The sequence below is a fragment of the Parazoarcus communis SWub3 = DSM 12120 genome (genome assembly GCF_003226565.1).
In the GTDB taxonomy this organism is placed as follows: Bacteria; Pseudomonadota; Gammaproteobacteria; order Burkholderiales; family Rhodocyclaceae; genus Parazoarcus; species Parazoarcus communis.
Window position 1 is genome coordinate 137,544 of the sequence record NZ_QKOE01000008.1, and the last position, 20,599, is coordinate 158,142.

Annotated in this window: 20 protein-coding genes; 5 read left to right on the forward strand and 15 right to left on the reverse strand. The window is 64.6% G+C overall.

The features are described 5' to 3' along the window. Nucleotides 1–68: 68 nt before the first annotated feature. The 11 genes from DNK49_RS13030 to DNK49_RS13080 all read right to left on the reverse strand — a co-directional run bounded on the left by DNK49_RS13030 (nucleotide 69) and on the right by DNK49_RS13080 (nucleotide 11,981). Nucleotides 69–1,694 (reverse strand): B12-binding domain-containing radical SAM protein, encoded by a 1,626-nt coding sequence (locus DNK49_RS13030; protein WP_110525200.1) that lies wholly within the window; start codon nucleotides 1,692–1,694, stop codon nucleotides 69–71. 163 nt (nucleotides 1,695–1,857) lie between these two features. After that, nucleotides 1,858–3,417 carry a beta-ketoacyl synthase N-terminal-like domain-containing protein gene (locus tag DNK49_RS13035; RefSeq protein ID WP_110525202.1) on the reverse strand — a complete coding sequence of 520 codons (1,560 nt, stop codon included), beginning with the start codon at nucleotides 3,415–3,417 and terminating at the stop codon, nucleotides 1,858–1,860. After that, the gene (locus DNK49_RS13040) at nucleotides 3,414–3,680 is read right to left on the reverse strand and encodes a phosphopantetheine-binding protein (RefSeq protein ID WP_110525205.1); all 267 of its coding nucleotides are present in this window, start codon (nucleotides 3,678–3,680) and stop codon (nucleotides 3,414–3,416) included. Before DNK49_RS13040 ends, DNK49_RS13035 begins: the two co-directional genes overlap by 4 nt. 9 nt (nucleotides 3,681–3,689) lie before the next feature. Further along, nucleotides 3,690–4,928, reverse strand: a complete 1,239-nt coding sequence (locus DNK49_RS13045; protein ID WP_110525207.1) for an ABC transporter permease — start codon at nucleotides 4,926–4,928, stop codon at nucleotides 3,690–3,692. Nucleotides 4,929–4,934: 6 nt separating this feature from the next. Next, on the reverse strand, nucleotides 4,935–5,432 hold the full coding sequence (locus DNK49_RS13050) for an acyl-CoA thioesterase (RefSeq protein ID WP_110525209.1): 498 nt from the start codon (nucleotides 5,430–5,432) through the stop codon (nucleotides 4,935–4,937). A 103-nt stretch (nucleotides 5,433–5,535) separates the two neighbouring features. Continuing rightward, the gene (locus DNK49_RS13055; protein ID WP_110525211.1) at nucleotides 5,536–6,459 is read right to left on the reverse strand and encodes an ABC transporter ATP-binding protein; all 924 of its coding nucleotides are present in this window, start codon (nucleotides 6,457–6,459) and stop codon (nucleotides 5,536–5,538) included. A 113-nt stretch (nucleotides 6,460–6,572) separates the two neighbouring features. Then, nucleotides 6,573–7,574 carry a BtrH-related acyltransferase DarH gene (darH, locus tag DNK49_RS13060; protein ID WP_110525213.1) on the reverse strand — a complete coding sequence of 334 codons (1,002 nt, stop codon included), beginning with the start codon at nucleotides 7,572–7,574 and terminating at the stop codon, nucleotides 6,573–6,575. Nucleotides 7,575–7,674: 100 nt separating this feature from the next. After that, nucleotides 7,675–8,073: a DarG family dialkylresorcinol biosynthesis protein gene (locus DNK49_RS13065; protein WP_110525215.1), complete on the reverse strand. Its 399-nt coding sequence runs from the start codon at nucleotides 8,071–8,073 to the stop codon at nucleotides 7,675–7,677. A gap of 2 nt (nucleotides 8,074–8,075) precedes the next feature. Then, nucleotides 8,076–9,230, reverse strand: coding sequence for a beta-ketoacyl-ACP synthase III (locus DNK49_RS13070; protein ID WP_110525217.1), 1,155 nt, complete (start codon nucleotides 9,228–9,230; stop codon nucleotides 8,076–8,078). Then, nucleotides 9,223–10,164, reverse strand: a complete 942-nt coding sequence (locus tag DNK49_RS13075; RefSeq protein WP_110525280.1) for a hypothetical protein — start codon at nucleotides 10,162–10,164, stop codon at nucleotides 9,223–9,225. Before DNK49_RS13075 ends, DNK49_RS13070 begins: the two co-directional genes overlap by 8 nt. Before the next feature lie 14 nt (nucleotides 10,165–10,178). Further along, entirely contained in the window at nucleotides 10,179–11,981 is a 1,803-nt protein-coding gene (locus DNK49_RS13080; protein WP_110525219.1) for a serine hydrolase domain-containing protein, read from the reverse strand. 221 nt (nucleotides 11,982–12,202) lie between these two features. Between DNK49_RS13080 and DNK49_RS13085 the strand changes: the two genes are divergently transcribed. Continuing rightward, entirely contained in the window at nucleotides 12,203–12,598 is a 396-nt protein-coding gene (locus DNK49_RS13085; protein ID WP_110525221.1) for a TerB family tellurite resistance protein, read from the forward strand. A gap of 63 nt (nucleotides 12,599–12,661) precedes the next feature. On the opposite strand, the gene DNK49_RS13090 is transcribed toward DNK49_RS13085, so the two are convergent. The 4 genes from DNK49_RS13090 to paaN form a co-directional block, all read right to left on the reverse strand. Then, entirely contained in the window at nucleotides 12,662–13,636 is a 975-nt protein-coding gene (locus DNK49_RS13090; RefSeq protein ID WP_110525223.1) for an MBL fold metallo-hydrolase, read from the reverse strand. Between the two features lie 47 nt (nucleotides 13,637–13,683). Further along, complete coding sequence (locus DNK49_RS13095; protein WP_110525225.1) at nucleotides 13,684–14,064, reverse strand: cupin domain-containing protein; 381 nt, start codon at nucleotides 14,062–14,064, stop codon at nucleotides 13,684–13,686. A 193-nt stretch (nucleotides 14,065–14,257) separates the two neighbouring features. Continuing rightward, complete coding sequence (gene paaY, locus DNK49_RS13100; protein ID WP_110525227.1) at nucleotides 14,258–14,863, reverse strand: phenylacetic acid degradation protein PaaY; 606 nt, start codon at nucleotides 14,861–14,863, stop codon at nucleotides 14,258–14,260. Nucleotides 14,864–14,945: 82 nt separating this feature from the next. Further along, nucleotides 14,946–16,610, reverse strand: a complete 1,665-nt coding sequence (paaN, locus tag DNK49_RS13105; RefSeq protein WP_110525230.1) for a phenylacetic acid degradation protein PaaN — start codon at nucleotides 16,608–16,610, stop codon at nucleotides 14,946–14,948. A 238-nt stretch (nucleotides 16,611–16,848) separates the two neighbouring features. Here paaN and paaG point away from each other — a divergent pair, with 238 nt between their 5' ends. The 4 genes from paaG (at nucleotide 16,849) to paaA (ending at nucleotide 20,556) form a co-directional block, all read left to right on the forward strand. Continuing rightward, a complete protein-coding gene (paaG, locus tag DNK49_RS13110) occupies nucleotides 16,849–17,664 on the forward strand; it encodes a 2-(1,2-epoxy-1,2-dihydrophenyl)acetyl-CoA isomerase PaaG (protein ID WP_110525232.1) in 816 nt (271 codons plus the stop codon). Nucleotides 17,665–17,667: 3 nt separating this feature from the next. Then, nucleotides 17,668–18,135 carry a hydroxyphenylacetyl-CoA thioesterase PaaI gene (gene paaI / locus DNK49_RS13115; protein ID WP_341538206.1) on the forward strand — a complete coding sequence of 156 codons (468 nt, stop codon included), beginning with the start codon at nucleotides 17,668–17,670 and terminating at the stop codon, nucleotides 18,133–18,135. A gap of 63 nt (nucleotides 18,136–18,198) precedes the next feature. After that, the gene (gene paaK, locus DNK49_RS13120) at nucleotides 18,199–19,521 is read left to right on the forward strand and encodes a phenylacetate--CoA ligase PaaK (RefSeq protein ID WP_110525234.1); all 1,323 of its coding nucleotides are present in this window, start codon (nucleotides 18,199–18,201) and stop codon (nucleotides 19,519–19,521) included. Nucleotides 19,522–19,560: 39 nt separating this feature from the next. Further along, a complete protein-coding gene (gene paaA, locus DNK49_RS13125) occupies nucleotides 19,561–20,556 on the forward strand; it encodes a 1,2-phenylacetyl-CoA epoxidase subunit PaaA (RefSeq protein ID WP_110525236.1) in 996 nt (331 codons plus the stop codon). Nucleotides 20,557–20,599: the final 43 nt, after the last annotated feature.

A 20,599-nucleotide genomic window follows, 5' to 3' on the forward strand; every position in this document is an offset into this window, starting at 1 on the left:
AGTGCGAGAATTTTCGCTGTTTTGTCCGGATAAGAACAGGGCATGTGCCCGTTCGCCGACTGCATTGATTACGCTGCCTGAACGATCTGGATGGTCTTGCTCGCATCGGCCGGTACCACCGGCTTGGGTTTGCGCGAGACCTTGACCGGCGACATTGCCGCGATGGCGTCGGCCTGCAACTCGGGGCTGAGGAAGGGGTGCAGGCCGCGTGGCTGGCGGGGGTGCGCCGGGAAGTTCTGCGCTGCGGCTTCGATCTGTTCCTTGTTGGCGCTGAAATACCGTGCAGCCTGGATCACGCGTGGCAGGTTCTTCACCAGATGCCACAGGCTCCAGCGGTGCTGCCAGATGCGTTTGGAGAAGCGGCGGCGGTAGGCCTTGCTGTCGTAGTAGCGGCGCACATGCCAGTTGTAGAGCGCGTCCATCTGTTCGCGCGACTCGAAGCCATTGGGCTTGAACACGAAGTTAAGGCAGTTCATCAGCCGCCAGTCTTCGTTGAAATCGCCTTCCTTGCCGGAGACGCATTCGTCCCAGATCGGAGCGCCATACATCGGACTGAACTTGGTCATGTTCATCTCGTCGAGATCGAGCTCCAGGATGAAGTCGCTGGTTTTCTTCAGGGTCTCGGGGGTCTCACCCGGCAGGCCGAAGATGAACAGTCCCTTTGCGCGCAGGCCGGCGGCGTGGATCTGCTCCACCGTCTTGCGCACGGCGTCCAGGGTGACCCCGGTCTTGTGCCGCTCCATCATGCCGGGGTCGGCCGACTCGATGCCCATCGACACCATCAGCGCGCCAGCGCGCTTGAGCAAGGCCAGCATTTCGTCCGAGGTGTGGCCGGTGCGGATCGCACAGTTGAAGTCCACCCCCAGAGGTTTGGCGATGAGCAACTCGCACAGGTCGTGGATGCGCTTCTTGTGCGCGGTGAACAGATCATCGTAGATATTGATGTGATGCACGCCGAAGTTGTCGCGCAGGTGACGGATATGGTCGTGCACGTATTGCGGCGAGTTGTACTTGTACAGGCGCTCATACACCGTGCGGTCACAGAACGAACAGGTGTAGGGGCAGCCGCGCGAGGTGATCATGGTCGCGCCCCAGCGCTTCTCGTAGGAGAACAGCGGCAGGTGGTAGTCGTGCGGAAAGCCTGCGAGCTTTTCGTAGGCCGGGAAGGGGAGCTCGTCGAGGTCGAGGATGCGGGTGCGGCGCTCGTTGATGACCGCCTTGCCCGAACCGTCGCGGTAGATGATGTTGGCGATGTCCTTCGGATCCATGCCTTCGGCCACGTCGAGGATGGCACCCTCGCCTTCGCCGATGCACAGATAGTCGATTTCCGGGAAGTGATCGAGTAGCGGTGCGCCGATCGATGAGGTGTGCACATTGCCGAAGAAGGTCTTGATGTGCGGACGCTTGCGCTTGAGGTACTCGGCGATGTCCACCGCGTCCATGAAGCCCGAGGTGGTGGCCGAGAAGCCGACCAGCTCGGGGTTGGTGGCGAGAATCTGTTCGGCATTGGCTTCCAGCGAGGCGGGCGCATACGGCCCCATGCAGTCGTGCAGCTGGGTCGGGTGGCCGTGTTTCTCCAGCCAGGAGGCCAGTTGCAGGATGCCGATCGGCGCCATGCGGTTGGCAAGGATGGTGAAGTCGGGCTGGCCGGGCACGAAGTTGAACCCGGCGGGATGAACGAGGGTTACACGCATGGTCGGGGCGCTCTCTGAGGGGTTGGAGGTGGGCCTTCTGCCGGGCCGCTGCTTGTGCGGTGATTGTGCGGCAATTCCGTGCCCCAGGTAAGGGGTTTTTTCCGGATTGTCTCGAAAATATGGAGTGAATTCAGAGGGCTGTGGAGTATCCGGGAGCGTGCGGCTAGTGCTCGAAGCAATGCCACTGCGCACGGTGACGGTCGTCGCCAGGTTCGACGATGCCGCACAGCACCCGGTCGTGGCGGCCTTCGCGAAGCCATGCCGTGGCCAGTTGCATCATGCGCTGCAGATGGATGACCTCATCGCCGGTGATCGGCAGGTGGCAGACGTAGTCGATGTCGGGCCACATCTTCTGCATGGGTAGCGCCGCCAGTGCCGCCTGGGTGGCGAGGAAGTCGAAGGGCATCGGGTCCTCGCCACGCAGGCAGAGGTCGGCCAGCACCGTGGTGAAGGCATGGCGGGGGCCGCTGCGCGAGGCAAACAGCACGGCGGTGGAGCGTGTCGGGGGGCGATCCTGAAGGATGTCTGCGACGCCGACCAGACAGGCTTCGGTCAGCGCACCTGCCCGACGCAGGGGGGCGCCATGCAGGGCTCGGGCCCGGGCGGAAAGCGTCTTGCTGTCCAGTTCGAGCTGGGTGGCGTGGCTTGCCGGACAGGCATCGGGCTGAACGTCCAGCTCGCGGGTGTGCAGCGACGAGTGGGCTGCCGTATCTGCGCTTATCACCAGCGCACCGATGCTGCCACCGAAGCCGATCAGGTCGAGCAGGATGTGACGTGGCTGAGCGCCGGCCTGCGCCAGGTCTGCCAGCAACAGGGTGAGTTCGGCCAGGCCGCTGGCACCCAGGGTATGTCCGATGCCTGATTTGTACTCGCGTTGCGGCGGGTCTTGCGTACCAAAGACCGCATCCAGTGCGTTGGCTTCAGCGTCGGCGGTGGCGGAAAGTCCGCCGCCATGAGGCTTGAGCAGGTCGATCTCGGCCGCGGTGAGGCGGGCGTCGTCGAGCGCTGCGTGGATCACCTGGGCAATGATGCGACCGTCGGGTGAAGGCCCGGTGGGCGAGTGGCTGTCCACCCCCAGGCGACAGGCGGCAAGCTGCCATCCGGTGCCCGGTTGTGCACTCAACACGACGCCGGCAACCGCCTCACCAAGCACCAGCCCGGCACCCTCCGGGGTGTCGGCGAGCAGGCCAAGACCGGCAAAGCCCGCCAGGGTGGTGTCGTTGGCCAGCTCGATGCCGAGCACCACGGCATGTTCCAGGTGGCCGTGGCGGATCTGTGTGGCAGCCGCGTCGAGCGCAGCCAGTGCCGAGGTGCAGGTGGTGGAAAAAGTCCATGGCGTACCGCCGATGCCCAGCCACTGCGCGAGCTGGGCGGAGAAGGCCGCGGCGTCGGTCGGCAGCGAGATCGTGCCAAGCTTGCGCGCATCCTCTTCAATTGCACCGATCTGCAGTGATGACGAGGCGACGAACAGCGCGCTGCGGCAGGCATCGGCAGTGGGCAGCGCGGGCATCAAGGCCTGGCCGACATGCCGGACTGCACGCCGTGCGCGGGTCAGCCAGTCGGGGTCGTCAAACGGGAGGCGGTAGCAGGGCCAGTCGCGATCGAGCAGGCGATGTCGTGTGCTTGGTCGGGTGCCTGCACGCAGGGCGGCAAGTGCGGTGCCGGTGTCGCTGCCGAGCGCTGAGCAATGGCCGAGGGCGGCGATGTACACCGGCCGGTTCATGTACGGCTGGCAAGGAATGCGTCGAGGTGTTCGGCCAGGTTGGCGACACTGGACAGGATGCGACGGGTTTCCTTGCTATCGGTCAGGCGCAGGCCGTATTGCTTCTGCAGCGCCATCGATACCTGCAGTGCATCGAGCGAATCCAGCGCCAGGGGCGCGTCGGGGCCGAACAGGGCTTCGTCGTCGGTGATGCTCGCTGGATCGCAATCCTTGTCACAGGACGCCACGATCAGGATCTTGATCGCGTGTTTCAGGTCATTCATGAGGGGTCGTCAGCAATGTGCGCGGCGGGCGCGCCGGTTCAGCAGGATGGCCACCACCAGTGCGGCGAGGGCGAAGCATACCAGTGCCGCTGCCGGCAGCACGATGTCGCTGCTGCCACCGTTGCGCAGCATCACTCGATGAAAGCCGTCCAATGCCCAGGCCATCGGGGATAGCTGGGTCAGCGCCTGCATGCCGGCGGGCATGACGAACTTGGGCACCATGATGCCGCCGATGGCACCCATCAGGATGTTGCCGACGCCGCCGAACACCGTAGCCTGTTCGGCGGTGCGGGCCAGGCTGGCGATCAGCAAGGCCCAGGCCACTGCAGCCACGCTGACGGCGGCTGTCATCAGCCACAGTGCGAACAGCGCGCTGCCGTTGCCGGGCAACACCAACGCTTCACCGCCGGCCAGTGGCACCAGGTAACGGCCCACCAGCACCATGACCACTGCCTGGACCTGATTGACGACAAAGAATGGCAGCAGCTTGCCGGCCAGGATCAGCCCAAAGGACACTTGCTGGGTGGCCAGGCGCTGCAGCGTGCCATGCTGGCGCTCGGCGATGAACACCGCCGAGATCGGCACCACGACGAAGAACATCGAGAAGATCAGCCAGGCAGGGACATTTTGCTGCACCGATGAGGGCAGCACGGGTGCCGGGTCGAGCGTCGTCTCCCCGCGCACTGCCTCGGTCGCGACCTCCAGCGCCGGTCGGCGTTCGGGGATGTCGCGCAGTTCCGGGATCATCAGGGCTCGACCGAGGCGGTCGAGCACGCTGGCAAGTTGCTGCCGGCTCAGTTCGGCCTCGACCTGCTGGCGAAAGCCGTTGCGTACGGCCAGTGGCACAGTGGGGTCGGCGAGCAGGCGCAGCGTTGTGGCGGAGGGGGCATCGGTTCTTGCCGCTGCGTCCAGCGCTGCACCGAAACCTTCCGGCAGCACGATGACGAAGGCGATGCGGCCTGCAGCAATCTCGCGGCGTGCCGTTTGTTCATCTGCCAGGCGGCCGAACTCGCGCAGGATGTCGACCGTACCGAGACGGGCTTCGAAGGCCGCCGAGGTCGGGGTGTCGTCCAGGTCCACCACTGCATAGCCCAGGTCTGCCGGCACGCCGGGCACGAAGGCGTCGCGCAGCGCCAGCGACATCACCAGGATGAAGATCGCCGGCATGATGAACAGCGCGGCCAGCCCGTGCCGGTCACGCAAGAGCGCGAGGGTTTCCTTGCGCCAGAGGGCAAGCAGTCGGGTCACGCCTGGTCAGTCAGCAGCGTCATCGGCATGACCATGGGTTTCGGCAAAGCGTCGGGCCAGTTCCAGGCGCAGTGCCTTGCGTGCCTCGGCTGCCTCGAAGCGGCGCTTTTCCTTGGGGCTGAAGGGGCGTAGCGGCGGGACCGGTACCGGCTTGCCGTCGTCGTCCACTGCAACCATGGTGAAGAAGCAGCTGTTGGCGTGGCGGACTTCCTGAGTCCGGATATTCTCGGCGACGACCTTGATGCCGATTTCCATCGACGATTTGCCGGTGTAATTGACGCTGGCCAGGAAGGTGACCAGTTCGCCGACCATGATCGGCTGGCGGAACATGACCTGATCGACCGACAGTGTGACCACGTAGCGCGCCGCGTAGCGACTGGCACAGGCATAGGCGACCTGGTCGAGCAGACGCAGTATCGCACCGCCGTGCACCTTGCCCGAGAAGTTGGCCATGTCGGGCGTCATCAGCACGGTCATCGTCAGTTGGTGGGCGGGCAGATCCATGATTTCCTGAGGGGAGGGAGGGAGTGATGAGGGTAACCCAGCCCGGCCGGGTTTGTCGTCAACCCAGGGAAGGGCGGCGCGGCGTTCAGTGCGGGTAGGGCACTCAATCGCGTAGCGAGCGTTGAGTCAGTTGCATGAAGCGTTGTTCGAGGTTGCGCTCACCCAGGCTGAGTCCAAGTGGGGCAAGGCCGGCGTCGGCCAGTTCGGCGAGGATCCGGGGCAGTGTGGCCATGGTGACCGGCGCAAGGGTCACTTCGCGTCCGCAGGTGGTGAAGCTTGCATGGCGCGTTGCCCAGGTGTGCGCGAGTGTGGCCGGGAGTGGCTGGGGCAGGCGCAGATGCAGGCTGGGGACGTCGTCCGCCAGCAGTGTGGCCAGGCTGCCATGCGTCAGTACCCGGCCATGATCGATGATGGCGATGTCGTCGCACAGTGCCTCGACCTCTTCCATGTAATGACTGGTATAGATGATGGTTTTGCCATGTTTTGCAAGCGTGCGGATGGCGTCGAGCAGGAAGTGCCGGGATTGTGGATCGACGCCGACGGTGGGCTCGTCCAGCAGCAGGATGTCGGGATCGGCGAGCAGGCCGATGGCCAGGTTCAGGCGCCGGCGCAGGCCGCCGGAAAGCTCTCCGGCGAGTTGGCGGGTGACGCCTTCGAGGCGGGCGAACTCGATCGCTGCCGCGCTGCGGCTGGCCTGTGTGCGCCGGTCGAGACCCTGTACGCCGGCAAAGAAGGCCAGGTTCTCCGCCACCGTCAGCATGGGGTAGAAGGCATGGTCTTGCGGCACCAGGGCGATTGCGTTGGGGTAGGTGCGGCGGAAATCGGTCAGTGCCGTGTCCCGGATACGGATGCTGCCGTGGTGGGGGCTGAGCAGTCCGGAGAGCAGCGATATCAAGGTGGTCTTGCCGGCGCCGTTGGGACCCAGCAGCCCGAACAGGCTGCCAGGGGCAATCTGCAGGCTTACGCCGTCCAGTGCCGGACGGTTGGCGCTGCGGTAGCGATAAACCAGCTTGTCGATGCAGATCATGGCGCGCCGGTGGATCCATGTTGTGGGCAAGGCGCGGGCGGACGACGGGCTTGCTGCAAGGCGTCTGGGCGGCTGCGTCCGTACGGCGCCGGGGTCAGCAAGGGCATGGCCGGCTACCGGGTGGCGTGATCGAGCCGGGTGAAGAGTTCGCGCTCGCGCTGGCCCTGGTGTCGCAGCAGGGCGGCAAGGCGTGGGCCGTCGAAGGGGTCGCGGTCGCGGATCATGCGGGCGGCCGCCAGGGCGAACTCACGCCAGCCGTCGCCGATTTCCACCAGTTCGCCGGCCAGATCGGCGAAGGCCGGGCGGGCGAGACGGTCAGCGGCCTCCTCCAGGAAGGAGGCGTACATATAGCGGAACCCCCCGCCACCGGTGCCGATTTCCTCCTGCATCCGCACCAGATGGCCGACGAAGAGCTTGGACTGCGCCACCTGCTCTCCGGCAGGCAGGCGCTCGACGGCACGCGCGACGCGTTCGACACCCCGCACCCCGATTAGCGGCAAAGGGGCACGCAGCATGATGCGCACCGTCTTGCGGATGGCTGCAGGGATGGCCTGTTGCCAGTCCGGTTCGACCGGCCGGCCTTCAGGGTAGTAGAGCAGACCCTTGGGCGCGAGCACGCCGCGGGCGAAGCGCGCCCGGGCCAGATCGGCGCTGGCGCAGCGTACCGGCTCTTCGAACACCGGGTCGGACAGCAGGTAGTCGTCGCCGTCGCGGCCGTAGGCAAGCACGTTGTGGGCGTTGAAGTGAAAGCGCAGGTCGGGCGGGAAATAAGGCAGCCAGAACACCGAGGTCTGCAAGCCGACGACCTGGCCCGCGTCGAGCAGCGCATCGAGACGCGCACGGCCCTTTTCGGCGCTGCGGAAGGTTTCGGTACGCATCTTCAAGCCAAGGGGTTTCTGCAGGCCACGGATGATCGCGCGTGGCGGCATCCGGTAGGCGACCAATGGCAGACCGCCAAGCTTGACGAAGGGCAGGTAGGCGAAGGAGATTGCCGAGGCCAGCCCGAGCGCCATCGGTTCGGATAGCGGCAGGCCGTAGTGACGGACGATGGCCGACATGACGCCACTTTCGCAGTGCGAGGCGTGCTGGTGCCTGAAGTCGGAAGGCGTGTTCATTTGGCAAGCCTGTATCGGGCGTTATGACCGGCCGGAAAAAGGGCTGCGGGCTGATGGGGCCTGATGCGGCCAGCCCGATAGAGATGGAACGCTGGCAAATTCATGGATCGAGGCGGTCGAGCCGTTGAGTTTCGATCCCGAGTGCGGCGGCGTAGCGTGCGCGCAGGGCCGGGCTCAGTCGCGCAAAGACCGCCGGGCGCAGGTGACGGCGTACCCGCCATGCCCACAGGCCGGTGACCTGGGACAGCAGCGTGATGTCCATGCGCGCCCGGTACATGTGGTATTCCAGCGGCGAGGTTTCGCCTGCAAGGGCCCGACGACGCGCGTCTGCGGCCAGGCGTTCGAGTTCCTCCACCGCCTGGCGGGTGACGATCTCCTCGGCTTCCCAGCCCTGTGAAGCGACGATGCCGATGCGGCCATCGGCGCCACGGGCGTACATTGCCTTGCGCTGACCGCCCAGCGTGGTGTTGCCTTCCTGCGGAACGTCTTCTGCCTTCATCGTCAGACCACGGTGAGGTGCATGAAACCGCTGGAAAAGCGGCCGCTTTCCGGAACAAAACACAACAAGCGCTGGCCGGCGTGCAGACGGCCACTGCGGCACAGTTCGTCGATCATGATATAGATCGAGGCCGCGCCGGTATTGCCCCGGGTCGTCAGGTTGGTAAACCAGCGTTCGAATGGAATCGGCAGTCCCAGCCGGGTCAGACAGTCAGCGATGGGCTGACGGAAATAATGGGAGGACATGTGTGGCAGGAACCAGTCGATGTCCTCTGCCTTCAAGGCACGTTTTCGCATCAGGCCACGCAGCGGGGTTTCGAGTGTTGCCGCGACCACATGGTCGTTGAGCAGGCGGACGTCCTGCTTGATCGCAAAGATCGATTGCTCGGCCCATTGCTGGGGCGTGTGGCGGGCCCAGCCTGTCAGGCGGCCGTCGCTGCTACGTTCGCCGCCGGCATACATGCAGGCGGGCAGCGCGTGAGCCTGCGATGACAGCTCGATCCAGTCGATGCGCAGCGACGGGCCTTCGGCCCGTGGCGCGGTTTCGAGCAGGAAGGCGCCAGCGCCGTCAGACAGCATCCAGCGCAGGAAATCCTTGTCGAAAGCAATCTCGGGATGCGTCTCGAGGGCACGCACCCGGGCTTCGTTCTCGGCCTCGAACGTGTCCGCCCGCATCACCGCCGAAGGCAGGTCGGAGCCGGTGGCAACCGCATTGCGGCTGTTGCCGGACAGCACGGACAGCCAGGCGTATTTCAGTGCGGTCAGGCCGGCCAGGCAGATGCCGGCGGTCGACACCACTTCGCAGGCCGGGTTGCCGAGTTCGCCATGCACCATGACCCCGTGGTTGGGCATCAACTGGTCTGGCAACGAGGTGCCGGTGGCCAGGCATTCGATGGCGTCGGGTGTGAAGCCGTGCCGGGTCAGGCCGCGGATGGCCTCGGCGGTGAGTTGGGCGTTGCTGTGAGTGGGCTCGCCGCTTGCCGGGTCGATGGCGTAGTGGCGCTGTTCGATGCCGTTATTGCGCAACACGATGCGGCGGGCACGCGACGGCCGGCCGCCGATGCGGCCGAGTACGTCCTCGATGGCATCGTTGCCGACCGGGGCATTGGGCAGGCAGGAGGCAGTGGCAGTAATGAAAACGGCGTGGGGTTCAGTCATGTTCAGTCATGCGCGCACCGTCCGATCCCGAAGGTTGTTCGTAGCGGACACGCAGGGCATCGAGACGGCGACGAAGCAGCGGGTCGAACAGGCGCTGAAGCACAAGGCTCAAGGGTACCACTGTAATGATCAACACCACGAGGTAGCACACGAACAAGCCGAGCGCGGGGATGCGTTGCCAGCGTCCCGGTTTGCCGAACAGGCGGACGAAGGCGGACCACACCCGGAATGCCCGTTGCCCTGCCTGTTCGCTGATGGCTAGTCGGGGATTGACCTCGACTGCGCGCAACCCGGTCAGCATCGGTGCGCCGCTGCACTCCTCGTCACGCTGCAGGGCTTGGGCCAGGGCACGACCGAAACGCGCGGCGCCTGCTGCTTCTGAAGCGCTGACGCCGGCCTCCGGCAGCCCCAGGAAACGGTCGCGACGACCAGTGAACATCCAGCGCGGAGTGGTGATGAAGGTGGCCAGCGGATGCGCGCGGTCGGTGTAGGCAACATGGTCGGTGAGACGGCCACCGGCTGCCTCGATCAGCCCACACAGCTTGTCGAAGGCGGTCATCCACATGTTGCGGCAAGCCACCACGCTGACCACCGGCTTGTCCCGGAGCAGGCGGCGGCCTTCGGGGCTTTGCAGGAAGGCGGTGATGGGTTGCGATGGCGACAGGTACCACACCTGCCAGCACAGGACGATGAGATCGAAATCCCCTTCCGCATCGGCAGACAGCGCCTGATTGGGACGCGGGTCCAGGCGCACCGATTCGGGAAAGGCGTCAAGAAAGCGGAAGAAGGGCCAGGGAAAGGGAAAGGCAGGCTCCGGGCACAGCGTCTCGACATGAACCGCATGGCCGGCGGCGCGCAGCGGCTCGACGAGTGCATGGGCGATATCGGAGAGCTGCCCGCTCTGCGAGTAGTGGACCAGGAGGACGCGTTTCACGGTGGCCGGGGGCGTCAATTGAGCTTCTTGCGCAGTTCGAGGCCGGAGAATAGCAGCACGCGCTCCTCGCCCTGATTGCTGGCGATGATGGTCTCGCCCTTGCCGGTGCCCAGGCCCTGGATCAGCAGCTCACTGTCGGACAGGGGCTTCAGCCCCACTCGCAGTACGAAACCCGGGAGTTGCGAGAAGGTGCATTCGCCGACCAGCATGCCGTCTTCCAGACGGAGTGCCAGTCGGTCCGGCATGATGCCCAGCGGCTGGCCGACGACCTCGTATTCGCCGACGAAGTCTAGCAGTCGCTGAGGAACCGGCGTCGGGCGGAGTTGTTCACCGACCAGCATGGTGTCGTCGCCGAAATGGCCGACCAGGACATTGTGGCCCGCCACGCGCGCGCGCGAGACGCGAATGCCGTCGAAGGCGCTGACCTGCACCGGGATCATGCCGAACAGCTTGTAACGCAGACCGAACTGGCCCGACGCGCGGGGCTTGAGCTGCAGGGTGTGGCCCATGACGCGGGCGTCAAGCGCATTGCTGCCCGGGTCGACCCGGATCAGGCCAACCATCGAGTCGTACCATGCGGCGTAGGACTCGAGGTGTTCGCGTGGCAGTACGACCTCATCCTGGGCTGTTGGCAGCGGGTCGGGCTGACGGATGCCGGTCTTGGCCTCGAGTGCGAGCTTGAGCACTTCGGTTGCGACGGTCTTGACCACGCCCTGCGAGCTTGCCGAATTGGAGGCAACGATGACGCCGAGTTTGTGATCGGGCAGGATCACCATCATGCTGTGGGAGTCGAGCAGGGTGCCCCCATGACTGGCGACGGTGCCGGCATTGCGGATCTCGATGCCCGACAGCAGCCAGCCGAGGCCGACCCGAAAGCCCATGTCGAGCGGAATCTGCGTGTTCTGCGGGCGCAGCATTTCGGCCAGGCTGCCGGCGCCGAGCAGTTCACGCTCACCGACGCGACCTTCGGCAAACACCCAGCGCATGAAGCGGCTCATATCGTCGACTGTGGAGACCAGGCCGCCGGAGGGTAGATCGCGCAGCGCCAGGGGCTCGATCGGACGATGCTTGTCGTAAACCTTGAGCGCCGGCTTGGGGTCGAAGCGGGTCTGGGTCATGCCCAGTGGCTCGAACAGGCTGGCGGCAAGATGGCTTTCGTAGGGTTGTCCAGCGATCCGTTCGATGGCCGCACCCAGCAGCGTGACGGCCAGATTGGAGTAGGAGAAGATGAAATCGGGCGGGTAGGCGACGTATTCGTCCTGCACCGCGCTGACCAGGCGGGTGAAGGGCTCAGGGGTGTCGGTGGTGAGCATGCCGCGCAGGTAGTTTGACGGCAGGCCCGAGTGGTGATGCATGATGTTGCGAGGGGTGATGTCGCCACCCCGGTCGTAGCGGGACCGAACCGAAAAGCCGGGAAGTGCGTCGGACAGCGGGCGGTCGATGTCGAGCCGGCCTTGTTCGGCCAGTTGCATCGCTGCGGTCGCAGTCAGTACCTTGGCGATGGAGCCCAGACGGTAGGGTGTCTGGCTGGTAGCGGGCTGGCGGCTTTCCGCATCCTCGTGGCCAAAGCCTTCCGCCCACACGACATGCTGGTCGTCCACCAGCGCGATCGACAGACCGGTGACCTTGTTGTCCGCCATTTCACGATCGATCAGCCAGCGCGTATGAGCCAGTGTGTAGCGGTAATCGCCCGCCTGCTGCTCCAGAGGGCGGGCCGGAGTGGGTGTGCTGCATCCGGTCGAAACGAGGACGAGCGCCAGACCCACGGCAAGCAGACGTTGCAGCGGACGAAAACGGGCGGGGTCGGAAGCGGTCATGACGGGGCGGAGCAAAGGGCAGGCGGGCCGGATTCTAGAGCGGGCGGTCCGGTGATGCTGTGGAATAGTCGACGTGGGCGGTGCTGCTGTCCGGATGGGTGGATACGAATGCTTACGAATTATACGGCAGCCAAACCAATCTGCCGCCGCTCTCCTGCACTTTGGCCTGAACCCGGCTTCGGTCGGACGGTCGAAACCGCCTGATCAACAAGGAGACGCCCATGACTGCCACGCTTGGCGAGCAGCGCCACACCGCCGCTCATCTGATTGCCCTGACCATGATTGCCGACGGGGAGTTGGCCAGTCGGGAGCTTGACGCGCTCGATCGTCATGCCATTCCTGACCTGCTCGGTGTGCCGCGGGACGTGCTGGTGCAGTCATTGCTCGATCACTGCCGCAGCTTGCGGCCCAGTGGCGAAGGGCAGGCGGTACGGGTCGTGGATCTCGAACGGTTCGAGCGTCTGCTTGACAGCGTGACGGATCCTGCCCTGCGGATGATCACCTGCCGCGCGATGCTGGTGCTGTCGAAGGCTGACGGGCGCATCAGCCCGCCCGAGCAGACCTTGCTGCGTCATGCGCTGACGCGCTGGGGGCTCGACCTTGCGGCCTTGAGCTGAGCGGGCCTGGAGAGGCCGCGGGACCGCCCTGCCGAACGGGCGATCCCGTGTTGTCGGCAGGTGTCAGCGGATGGGGCTGTACTCCACCGGAACCCACTCGAAGCGGCCCTTGCCTTCGCGCCGGATATGGCCGATGCCGGGGAAAGGCAGGTGCATGCCGGCGACCATCAGCTTCTCCTTGACTGCGAGGTTCAGCACCTTCTGTCGGGTGGCAACGGCTTGCTTGCGATCGACGTCGAATTCGATCGCGATTTCCGGGTTCTCGAACTGGCTGGCTGCGTTGTGGATGATGTCGCCCCATACCAGCATGCGCTTGCCCTCCGATTCGATCATGAAGCCGCTGTGCCCCGGGGTGTGTCCGGGAAGCGCCACCGCCTTGATACCGGCAATGAGCTTGGCGCCATCTTCGAAGGTGGAGAACCGTCCGCTGCTCTTGTACGGCGCGATTGCAGCCTGGGCCATCTGGAAGAAGGGCTTGCTGGCTTCGTCCGCGGCGTCCAGCGCAGCGGCAGGCAGCCAGAAGTCCGCGTCGGCCTTGGCTGCATGCACGCTGGCGTTGGGGAAGGCAGCGCGGCCATCGGCAGAGATCAGGCCATTGACATGGTCGCCATGCAGGTGGGTCAGCAGCACGACATCGACCTGTGCGGGATCGTAGCCTGCGGCCTTGAGGTTGTCGGCAACGAAGCCGAGCGAGGGGCCAAAGGCCTTGGCGGTGCCTGTGTCGATCAGCACCAGCTTGGAGCCGGTATTGATCAGGTAGGCATTGACTGCCGTCTGGATGGCCGGGCCGGTGGTGAAGTGCTTGGTCAGCAGGCGCTGGATGTCACGCTGGCTGGCGTTGCGCAGCAGCTTGGCGTCGAGATCCAGGTAGCCGTCATAGAGCGCGGTGACCTCGAAGTTCCCGACCATCATGCGGTAAAAGCCCGGTGCCTGAGTCTTGACCTGGGGGGCTTCGGCAAACGCGGTGGTCGGTGCCAGTAGCGGCGTGGTGGCGAGGGCGGCGGCAATCAGCCAGTGACGCAAGGCGGGCAGGCGCATTGAAAGGCTCCGGTATGCAAAGCCGCTATCTTAAGGAAGTTTTGCCCTCATGCGCATGACACTTTGCCTGGCAGGCGGCGGATATGGACTGCCAGCCACACGGTTTCCGGCCCGGTGGACTCCACCCGGTGGCGGCAGCGCGCCGGGATGGTGACCCAGTCACCCGGCCGCATGATCAGCCGTCTGCCATCCTCGAACAACAACTCGGCGGCACCGCTGGCAAGCATCACCCACTCGTCGTCGGGTTGGTCGTACCAGAAACCGGGTGGGCTGGCGTGGCCGCGGGAGACGATGCGCTCAATGCAGGTCGTGTCCGACTGCAGCAAGGGCAGGAAGCTCTCCTCCTGGCCGATTGGTGGCAGCTCGGCAAACAGGCTGCCGCTCAGCGGCAGGGCGGGGCGTCTGGGGGTGTCGGGCGGCAGGTCCATGGTCTCATCGTGACGGCAGCGATCCCGGCAGACTATTCCTTTCGTTGTGTTCCAGCCAGTGAAAGCGCTCACTGATGTTGCGCGAATGCCAAGTTAGCCGCCTGATTTCCATGAGTGGCCAGCGCATCATGACGAAAACAGACTGCTCCGCGGCCGTTGGGCACTTCAGTCCCGGGGCAGGCAGCGCCCGGGTTCAATTGCCTTTCTTGACGTCCGTCAGCGGAATCACACCAGGAAACTCGAAGCGGGTGCGGCCGGCCTCGATCTCGGTCAGCGGTTCGCAGGGGCGAAGGCTGGCGAGACTGCGCACTGTCAGATCCTGATAGCAGCGGGTACCGTCGATCTTCCAGGCGATTTCCTGTTCAGACAGGTCGCGGACGATCTTGGCGGGCATGCCGGCGACCAGTTTCCTGGCCGGGATCTCCAGGCCGGCCTTGACGAAGGCGCAGGCGGCGACGATGGTCGATTCGCCGATGCTGGCCTTGTCCATGATCACTGCATTCATGCCGATCAGCGCATTGCGGCCGACGCGGCAGCCATGCAGCACTGCACCGTGGCCAACGTGACCGTCGACCTCGATCACCGTGTCGGTCCCGGGGAAGCCATGCATCACACAGGTGTCCTGGATGTTGCTGCCTTCTTCCAGCACGATGCGACCGAAGTCGCCGCGCAGCGAGGCCAGTGGTGCGACATAACAGCGCGGACCGATGATGACGTCACCGATCAGTACGGCGTCGGGATGAACGTAGGCGCTGGGGTGGATGACGGGTCGGAGACCGTCGATTTCGTAGCAGGGCATGGGGACTCCTGATGTGATGTGCGCCGCGTCCCTGCTTGAGGCAGGGCGCGGCGCAGGCGATCGCAAAGGGCGTGCGAAGGGCTTATTCGACGTGGTAACGCCGCTGAACCACCCGGAAGCGGTTGGCGACGAAGGCACCATCGGAATAGGCCGCGTTGGCGGCGGGGTTCATGCCAACCCCGTGGTAGTCGGAGAAGGCGGCCGACTGGTTGACGAAGACGCCACCCGTCAGGTTGATCGACAGTGCCACGCCCGCGCGCAAGGTGGCATCGGTCATGGCGTCGATGACGGCCTGCTTGTTCGAGTAGAGGCCGACCGTCAGCGCGCCGTGTTCGCTGACGATGCGTTCGGACAGCCCGACGGCGGCAGCAGCATCGGCGACCTTGACGACGAAGGCGATCGGGCCGAAGCGTTCTTCCATATAGCTTTTCTCGTCGACCGCGTCGCAGCTGAGCAGGACCGGCGTGCGCACTTCTGCCTTGGGGAAGTCGGGGTGGTCGATCTTTTTCGACGCCAGCACGATACGGCCGTACTCGCCAGCTTCGGCGATGCGGTCGAGGGTGGCTTCGGACTGGATTGCACCGAGCACCGCAGTGGCCACTGCAGGGTCGGTCAGGAACTTGTCGATTGCGGCGCCCAGGTCGGCGGCGACTTCGTCAAACGACTTGCGGCCCTGGTCGGTGTCGATGCCATCGGCTGGTACCAGGATGGCCTGGGTCGTGGTGCACATCTGGCCCGAATACAGGCACAGGGTAAAGGCAAGGTTGCGCAGCATCGCCTTGTAGCTGTCGGTCGATTCGATGACGACGTTATTGACGCCGGCCAGTTCGGCATAGACCTGGGCCTGGCGGGCGTTGTCGATCAGCCACTGGCCGAACACGTTGCTGCCGGTGAAATCGATCGACTTCACTGCGGGATGGGTGGCCAGTGCCTGGGTGGCGGCGCGCTGCTCGACGACCGCGAGGCTGACCAGGTTGGGATCCTGCCCGGCTTCGGCGAGCACCCCGCGGGCGATCTTCACCGTCATGGCCGCAGGCAGGATGGCGTTGCTGTGCGCCTTGATGATGACCGGATTGCCGGTGGCCAGGGTTGCGAACAGCCCAGGGTAGGTGTTCCAGGTCGGGAAGGTGCCGCAACCGACCACCAGACCGACGCCGCGGCCGACGATCTCGTAGTGCTTCTTCATCTTCAGCGGGGGATTCTTGCCTTGCGGCTTTTCCCAGACGGTTTCGGCCGGCACCCGGCTCATCTCGTCCCAGGCGTAGGCCACCGCTTCCAGGCCACGATCCTGGGCATGCGGACCGCCGGCCTGGAAGGCCATCATCCAGCCCTGGCCAGTGGTCATCATGACCGCGTGGGCGATTTCGAAGCTGCGTTTGTTCAAGCGGTCGAGGATCTCCAGGCAGACACCGACGCGGCCGTCCGCGCCCAGCTTGCGCCAGCCAGCCATCGCGCCCTGGGCTGCGGCGATCAGCGCTTCGGGGTCGCACACCGGGTAGCGCACCGCCATGTCGATGCCGTAGGGCGAACGTTCGCTGGCAGCCCAGCCGGTCTGACCGGGCTGGTCGAGCACGAAGTCGGCGCCCAGGCAGGCTTCGAACGCCCGTTTGCCGTCGTCGGCTGCGGTTTCACCGTAGACCTTGGGGCTGGGCATTTCGGGATAGGGGGTCCAGTAGCCGCGGCCGTGAATGGCGGAAATGGCGGCGTCCAGCGTGGCCTTGTGCTTTTCGAACAGCGGATGGGGCATGTCTTGTCTCCTCGTGTCGTCAGATCCGGCAGGTGGGCCTGCACGGGGTATTGGGGTGCTGCGGGGGTGCTGCAGTGCGGTGAAAAAGATCAAGTGAAAAGTGCTTGTCTTTTGATCTGGATCAAGACTACTATTGATTGACCGGTCGGTCAAACTGCGAAGAACAGCAGATCGAACGACCCGAAGAACAAGGCCGCAGCGTGCGCCCGTACGTTGCGGAAGACAAGGAGGAGACACGATGAGCGCTGTGCTCGCCAACGCAGAAACCATACGCTTCGAAGTCGACGCGGGTGTTGCGGTGCTGACCCTGAACCGGCCGGACCGCTTGAACAGTTTCAACGACCAGATGCATGCCGAAGTGCGCGCCGCGCTTGAGCAGGTCAGGCTCGGTCGTGCCGAGGGCGCGATCCGGGTGTTGCTGATCACGGGTGCGGGGCGCGGCTTCTGTGCCGGTCAGGATCTGTCCGACCGCTCGGTTGCGGCGGGGGGCGAGGCGCCTGATCTGGGCGCTTCGGTCGAAAAGAACTACAAGCCGCTGGTGATGACGCTGCGTGCGCTGGACCTGCCGGTAATCTGCGCGGTCAACGGTGTGGCGGCGGGCGCTGGTGCCAATCTGGCACTGGCTTGCGACATGGTGTTCGCGGCGCGCTCAGCCAGCTTCATTCAGGCGTTCTGCAAGCTGGGACTGATTCCCGATACTGGCGGCACCTGGATCCTGCCACGGCTACTGGGCCCGGCGCGGGCCATGGGGCTGGCCTTGCTGGGTGACAAGGTGTCGGCCGAGCAGGCCGAAGCCTGGGGGCTGATCTGGAAGTGTGTCGATGACGAAGCGCTGCTGCCCACGGTGAAGGCGCTGGCTGCTCAGCTGGCACAGGGCCCCACCTTTGGTTATGCACAGACCAAGAAGGCGATCTGGGCCAGTTCGACGCAGGATTTCGAAACCCAGCTCAACCTTGAGCGCGACATGATGCGTGAGTGCGGTCGTTCGCATGACTACCGTGAAGGCGTGGCCGCCTTCATGGAAAAACGCGCGCCGCAATTCAAGGGGAACTGAACCGTGAGCACAGAACGCAACAGTCGCGATCTCAGCGCGGGTCTGGATCCCCAGGCGCTGGCCGAGCGGGTGCGGGATGGCATGTTCGCCAACGACCAGGCCTCGAAGGGGCTGGGCATGGTGATCGAAGCCGTGGGGCCGGGCTACGCGAAGATGCACATGGCGGTGCGCGAGGACATGCTCAACGGCTTTCGCATCTGTCACGGTGGCTTCATCACCACGCTGGCGGATTCGGCCTTTGCCTTTTCCTGCAACAGCTATAACGAACAGACGGTGGCCTCCGGTATCAGCGTCGACTTCATGGCACCGGGCCGGCCCGGCGACGTGCTGACCGCCGAGGCTCGCGAGGTGCATGCGGCGGGCCGTACCGGGGTGTACGACATCACCGTGACCAACCAGAGCGGCGAACTGATTGCGGTGATGCGTGGCAAGTCATACCGGATCAAGGGTCGTCCGGTCGTCGAGTTGTAAGCCTGCACGAACAAAAAGGATAGCGGGCACGCTGCCAGAAACAGAGGAAGGAGGAGACAAACAATGCCGGTCAATCACTATTCACCCGCGGCGCTCGAGCCGATCGAGAAGGCCAGTATCGACGAGCTGCGTGCGCTGCAACTCGAGCGCCTGAAGTGGAGCGTGCGCCACGCCTACGACAATGTGCCCCATTACCGCAAGAAGTTCGATGACAAGGGCGTCCATCCCGACGACCTGAAAACGCTTGAAGACCTGGCGAAGTTTCCCTTCACCACCAAGCATGACCTGCGCGACAACTATCCTTTTGGCATGTTTGCGGTGCCGATGGACAAGGTTGCCCGGGTGCACGCCTCGTCGGGGACGACCGGCAAGCCGACCGTGGTGGGTTACACGCTCAAGGACATCGATACCTGGGCCAATGTGGTGGCGCGTTCGATCCGTGCTTCGGGCGGGCGCCCGGGTGACATGGTGCATGTGTCCTACGGCTACGGTCTTTTTACCGGCGGCATGGGGGCACACTATGGTGCCGAGCGCCTGGGCTGTACGGTGATTCCGATGTCCGGCGGTCAGACCGAAAAGCAGATCCAGATCATCCAGGACTTCAAGCCCAAGATCATCATGGTGACGCCGTCCTACATGCTCACCATTCTCGATGAGATGGAGGCGCAGGGCATCGATCCGAAATCCACCTCGCTCAAGATCGGCATCTTCGGCGCCGAGCCCTGGACGCCCGCGATGCGCGAGGCGGTCGAGGCGCGTGCCGGCATCGATGCGGTCGACATCTACGGCCTGTCCGAGGTCATGGGGCCGGGCGTGGCCAACGAATGTGTCGAAACCAAGGATGGTCCGACCATCTGGGAAGATCACTTCTATCCCGAGATCATCAACCCGGAAACGGGTGAGGTGGTGGCTGACGGCGAGGAAGGCGAGTTGGTGTTTACCTCGCTGTCCAAGGAGGCGATGCCGGTCATCCGTTATCGGACCCGCGATCTGACCCGGCTGCTGCCGCCGACTGCGCGCAGCATGCGCCGCATGGCCAAGATTACCGGCCGCTCGGACGACATGCTGATCATTCGCGGGGTCAATGTCTTCCCGACCCAGATCGAGGAGCTGATCTGCAAGATGCCCAAGCTGGCACCGCACTATTTGCTCGAGGTCGACAAGGCCGGCCACATGGACACGCTGACGGTGAAGGTCGAAGTCAATGCCGAGGCCAATGTCGGCCGTCATCCGGAGCAGAAGGAGGCGTTGGCCAAGGAGCTGACGCATCACATCAAGAGCCTGATCGGGGTGTCGTGCAAGGTCGTGGTCGGCGAGCCGTTCTCGATCGAGCGGGTCACCGTCGGCAAGGCCAAGCGCGTCGTCGATCGCAGGCCCAAGGCATAAGGCAGTGCCGCTGCATCAGCAACTCAACAGGAGTTCAACATGTACACACAATCCCTCAGCATTCCCGATGGCGAAGCCAAAGGTCCGCGCAAGGTCGAGAATCCGGACTATCTGGCCGAGTTCAATGCCAAGATCGACGCAGGCGGCTTCATCGAGCCCAAGGACTGGATGCCCGAGGCCTATCGCAAGACCCTGATCCGTCAGATCAGCCAGCATGCGCATTCCGAGATCGTCGGCATGCTGCCCGAAGGCAACTGGATCACCCGTGCGCCCAGCCTCAAGCGCAAGGCCATCCTGCTGGCCAAGGTGCAGGACGAGGGCGGCCACGGTCTGTATCTCTATGCGGCAGCCGAGACCCTGGGCGTGTCGCGCGATGAACTCTACGAGGCACTGCTGTCAGGCAAGGCCAAGTACAGCTCGATCTTCAACTACCCGACGCTGAACTGGGCCGATATCGGCGTGATCGGCTGGCTGGTGGATGGCGCGGCGATCATGAACCAGATCCCGCTGTGCAAGTGCAGTTACGGGCCCTATGCCCGCGCGATGATCCGCGTCTGCAAGGAAGAATCCTTCCATCAGCGTCAGGGCTACGACCTGTTGTTGCAGATGATGAAAGGCACCGAAGAGCAGCGCGAGATGGTGCAGGACGCGGTGAATCGCTGGTGGTGGCCGTCGATCATGATGTTCGGCCCGCACGACAAGGACAGCGTGCATACCGATTCGGCACGCTGGGGCATCAAGCGCATCTCCAACGACGACCTGCGGCAGAAGTTCGTCGATGCCACAGTGAAGCAGGCCGAAGTGCTGGGCGTGTCGCTGCCCGATCCGGCGCTGAAGTGGAATGAGGCTCGCGGTCATTACGATTTTGGCGCGATCGACTGGGACGAGTTCTGGAGTGTGGTCGGTGGCAACGGGCAGTGCAATGTCGATCGCCTGGCTGCAAGGCAGAAGGCCTGGGATGACGGTGCCTGGGTACGCGAAGCCGCGATCGCGCACGCCGAGAAGCACTCCGTCCGGCAACAGCAAGCCGCCTGAAACTGATACCGGGTGCCGGCGCAGACCGGCACCGACCCGCATA

Excerpts from the sequence above, each read along its gene's own strand:
- paaG (WP_110525232.1), top strand. The coding sequence starts at position 16,849 with ATGAGCGCTGTGCTCGCCAACGCAGAAACCATACGCTTCGAAGTCGAC.
- DNK49_RS13030 (WP_110525200.1), bottom strand. The coding sequence starts at position 1,694 with ATGCGTGTAACCCTCGTTCATCCCGCCGGGTTCAACTTCGTGCCCGGC.
- darH (WP_110525213.1), bottom strand. The coding sequence starts at position 7,574 with ATGAACACGCCTTCCGACTTCAGGCACCAGCACGCCTCGCACTGCGAA.
- DNK49_RS13040 (WP_110525205.1), bottom strand. The coding sequence starts at position 3,680 with ATGAATGACCTGAAACACGCGATCAAGATCCTGATCGTGGCGTCCTGT.
- paaK (WP_110525234.1), top strand. The coding sequence starts at position 18,199 with ATGCCGGTCAATCACTATTCACCCGCGGCGCTCGAGCCGATCGAGAAG.
- paaN (WP_110525230.1), bottom strand. The coding sequence starts at position 16,610 with ATGCCCCATCCGCTGTTCGAAAAGCACAAGGCCACGCTGGACGCCGCC.
- DNK49_RS13095 (WP_110525225.1), bottom strand. The coding sequence starts at position 14,064 with ATGGACCTGCCGCCCGACACCCCCAGACGCCCCGCCCTGCCGCTGAGC.
- paaY (WP_110525227.1), bottom strand. The coding sequence starts at position 14,863 with ATGCCCTGCTACGAAATCGACGGTCTCCGACCCGTCATCCACCCCAGC.
- DNK49_RS13070 (WP_110525217.1), bottom strand. The coding sequence starts at position 9,230 with ATGACTGAACCCCACGCCGTTTTCATTACTGCCACTGCCTCCTGCCTG.
- DNK49_RS13080 (WP_110525219.1), bottom strand. The coding sequence starts at position 11,981 with ATGACCGCTTCCGACCCCGCCCGTTTTCGTCCGCTGCAACGTCTGCTT.
- DNK49_RS13085 (WP_110525221.1), top strand. The coding sequence starts at position 12,203 with ATGACTGCCACGCTTGGCGAGCAGCGCCACACCGCCGCTCATCTGATT.
- DNK49_RS13055 (WP_110525211.1), bottom strand. The coding sequence starts at position 6,459 with ATGATCTGCATCGACAAGCTGGTTTATCGCTACCGCAGCGCCAACCGT.
- DNK49_RS13050 (WP_110525209.1), bottom strand. The coding sequence starts at position 5,432 with ATGGATCTGCCCGCCCACCAACTGACGATGACCGTGCTGATGACGCCC.
- paaA (WP_110525236.1), top strand. The coding sequence starts at position 19,561 with ATGTACACACAATCCCTCAGCATTCCCGATGGCGAAGCCAAAGGTCCG.
- DNK49_RS13090 (WP_110525223.1), bottom strand. The coding sequence starts at position 13,636 with ATGCGCCTGCCCGCCTTGCGTCACTGGCTGATTGCCGCCGCCCTCGCC.
- DNK49_RS13035 (WP_110525202.1), bottom strand. The coding sequence starts at position 3,417 with ATGAACCGGCCGGTGTACATCGCCGCCCTCGGCCATTGCTCAGCGCTC.
- DNK49_RS13065 (WP_110525215.1), bottom strand. The coding sequence starts at position 8,073 with ATGAAGGCAGAAGACGTTCCGCAGGAAGGCAACACCACGCTGGGCGGT.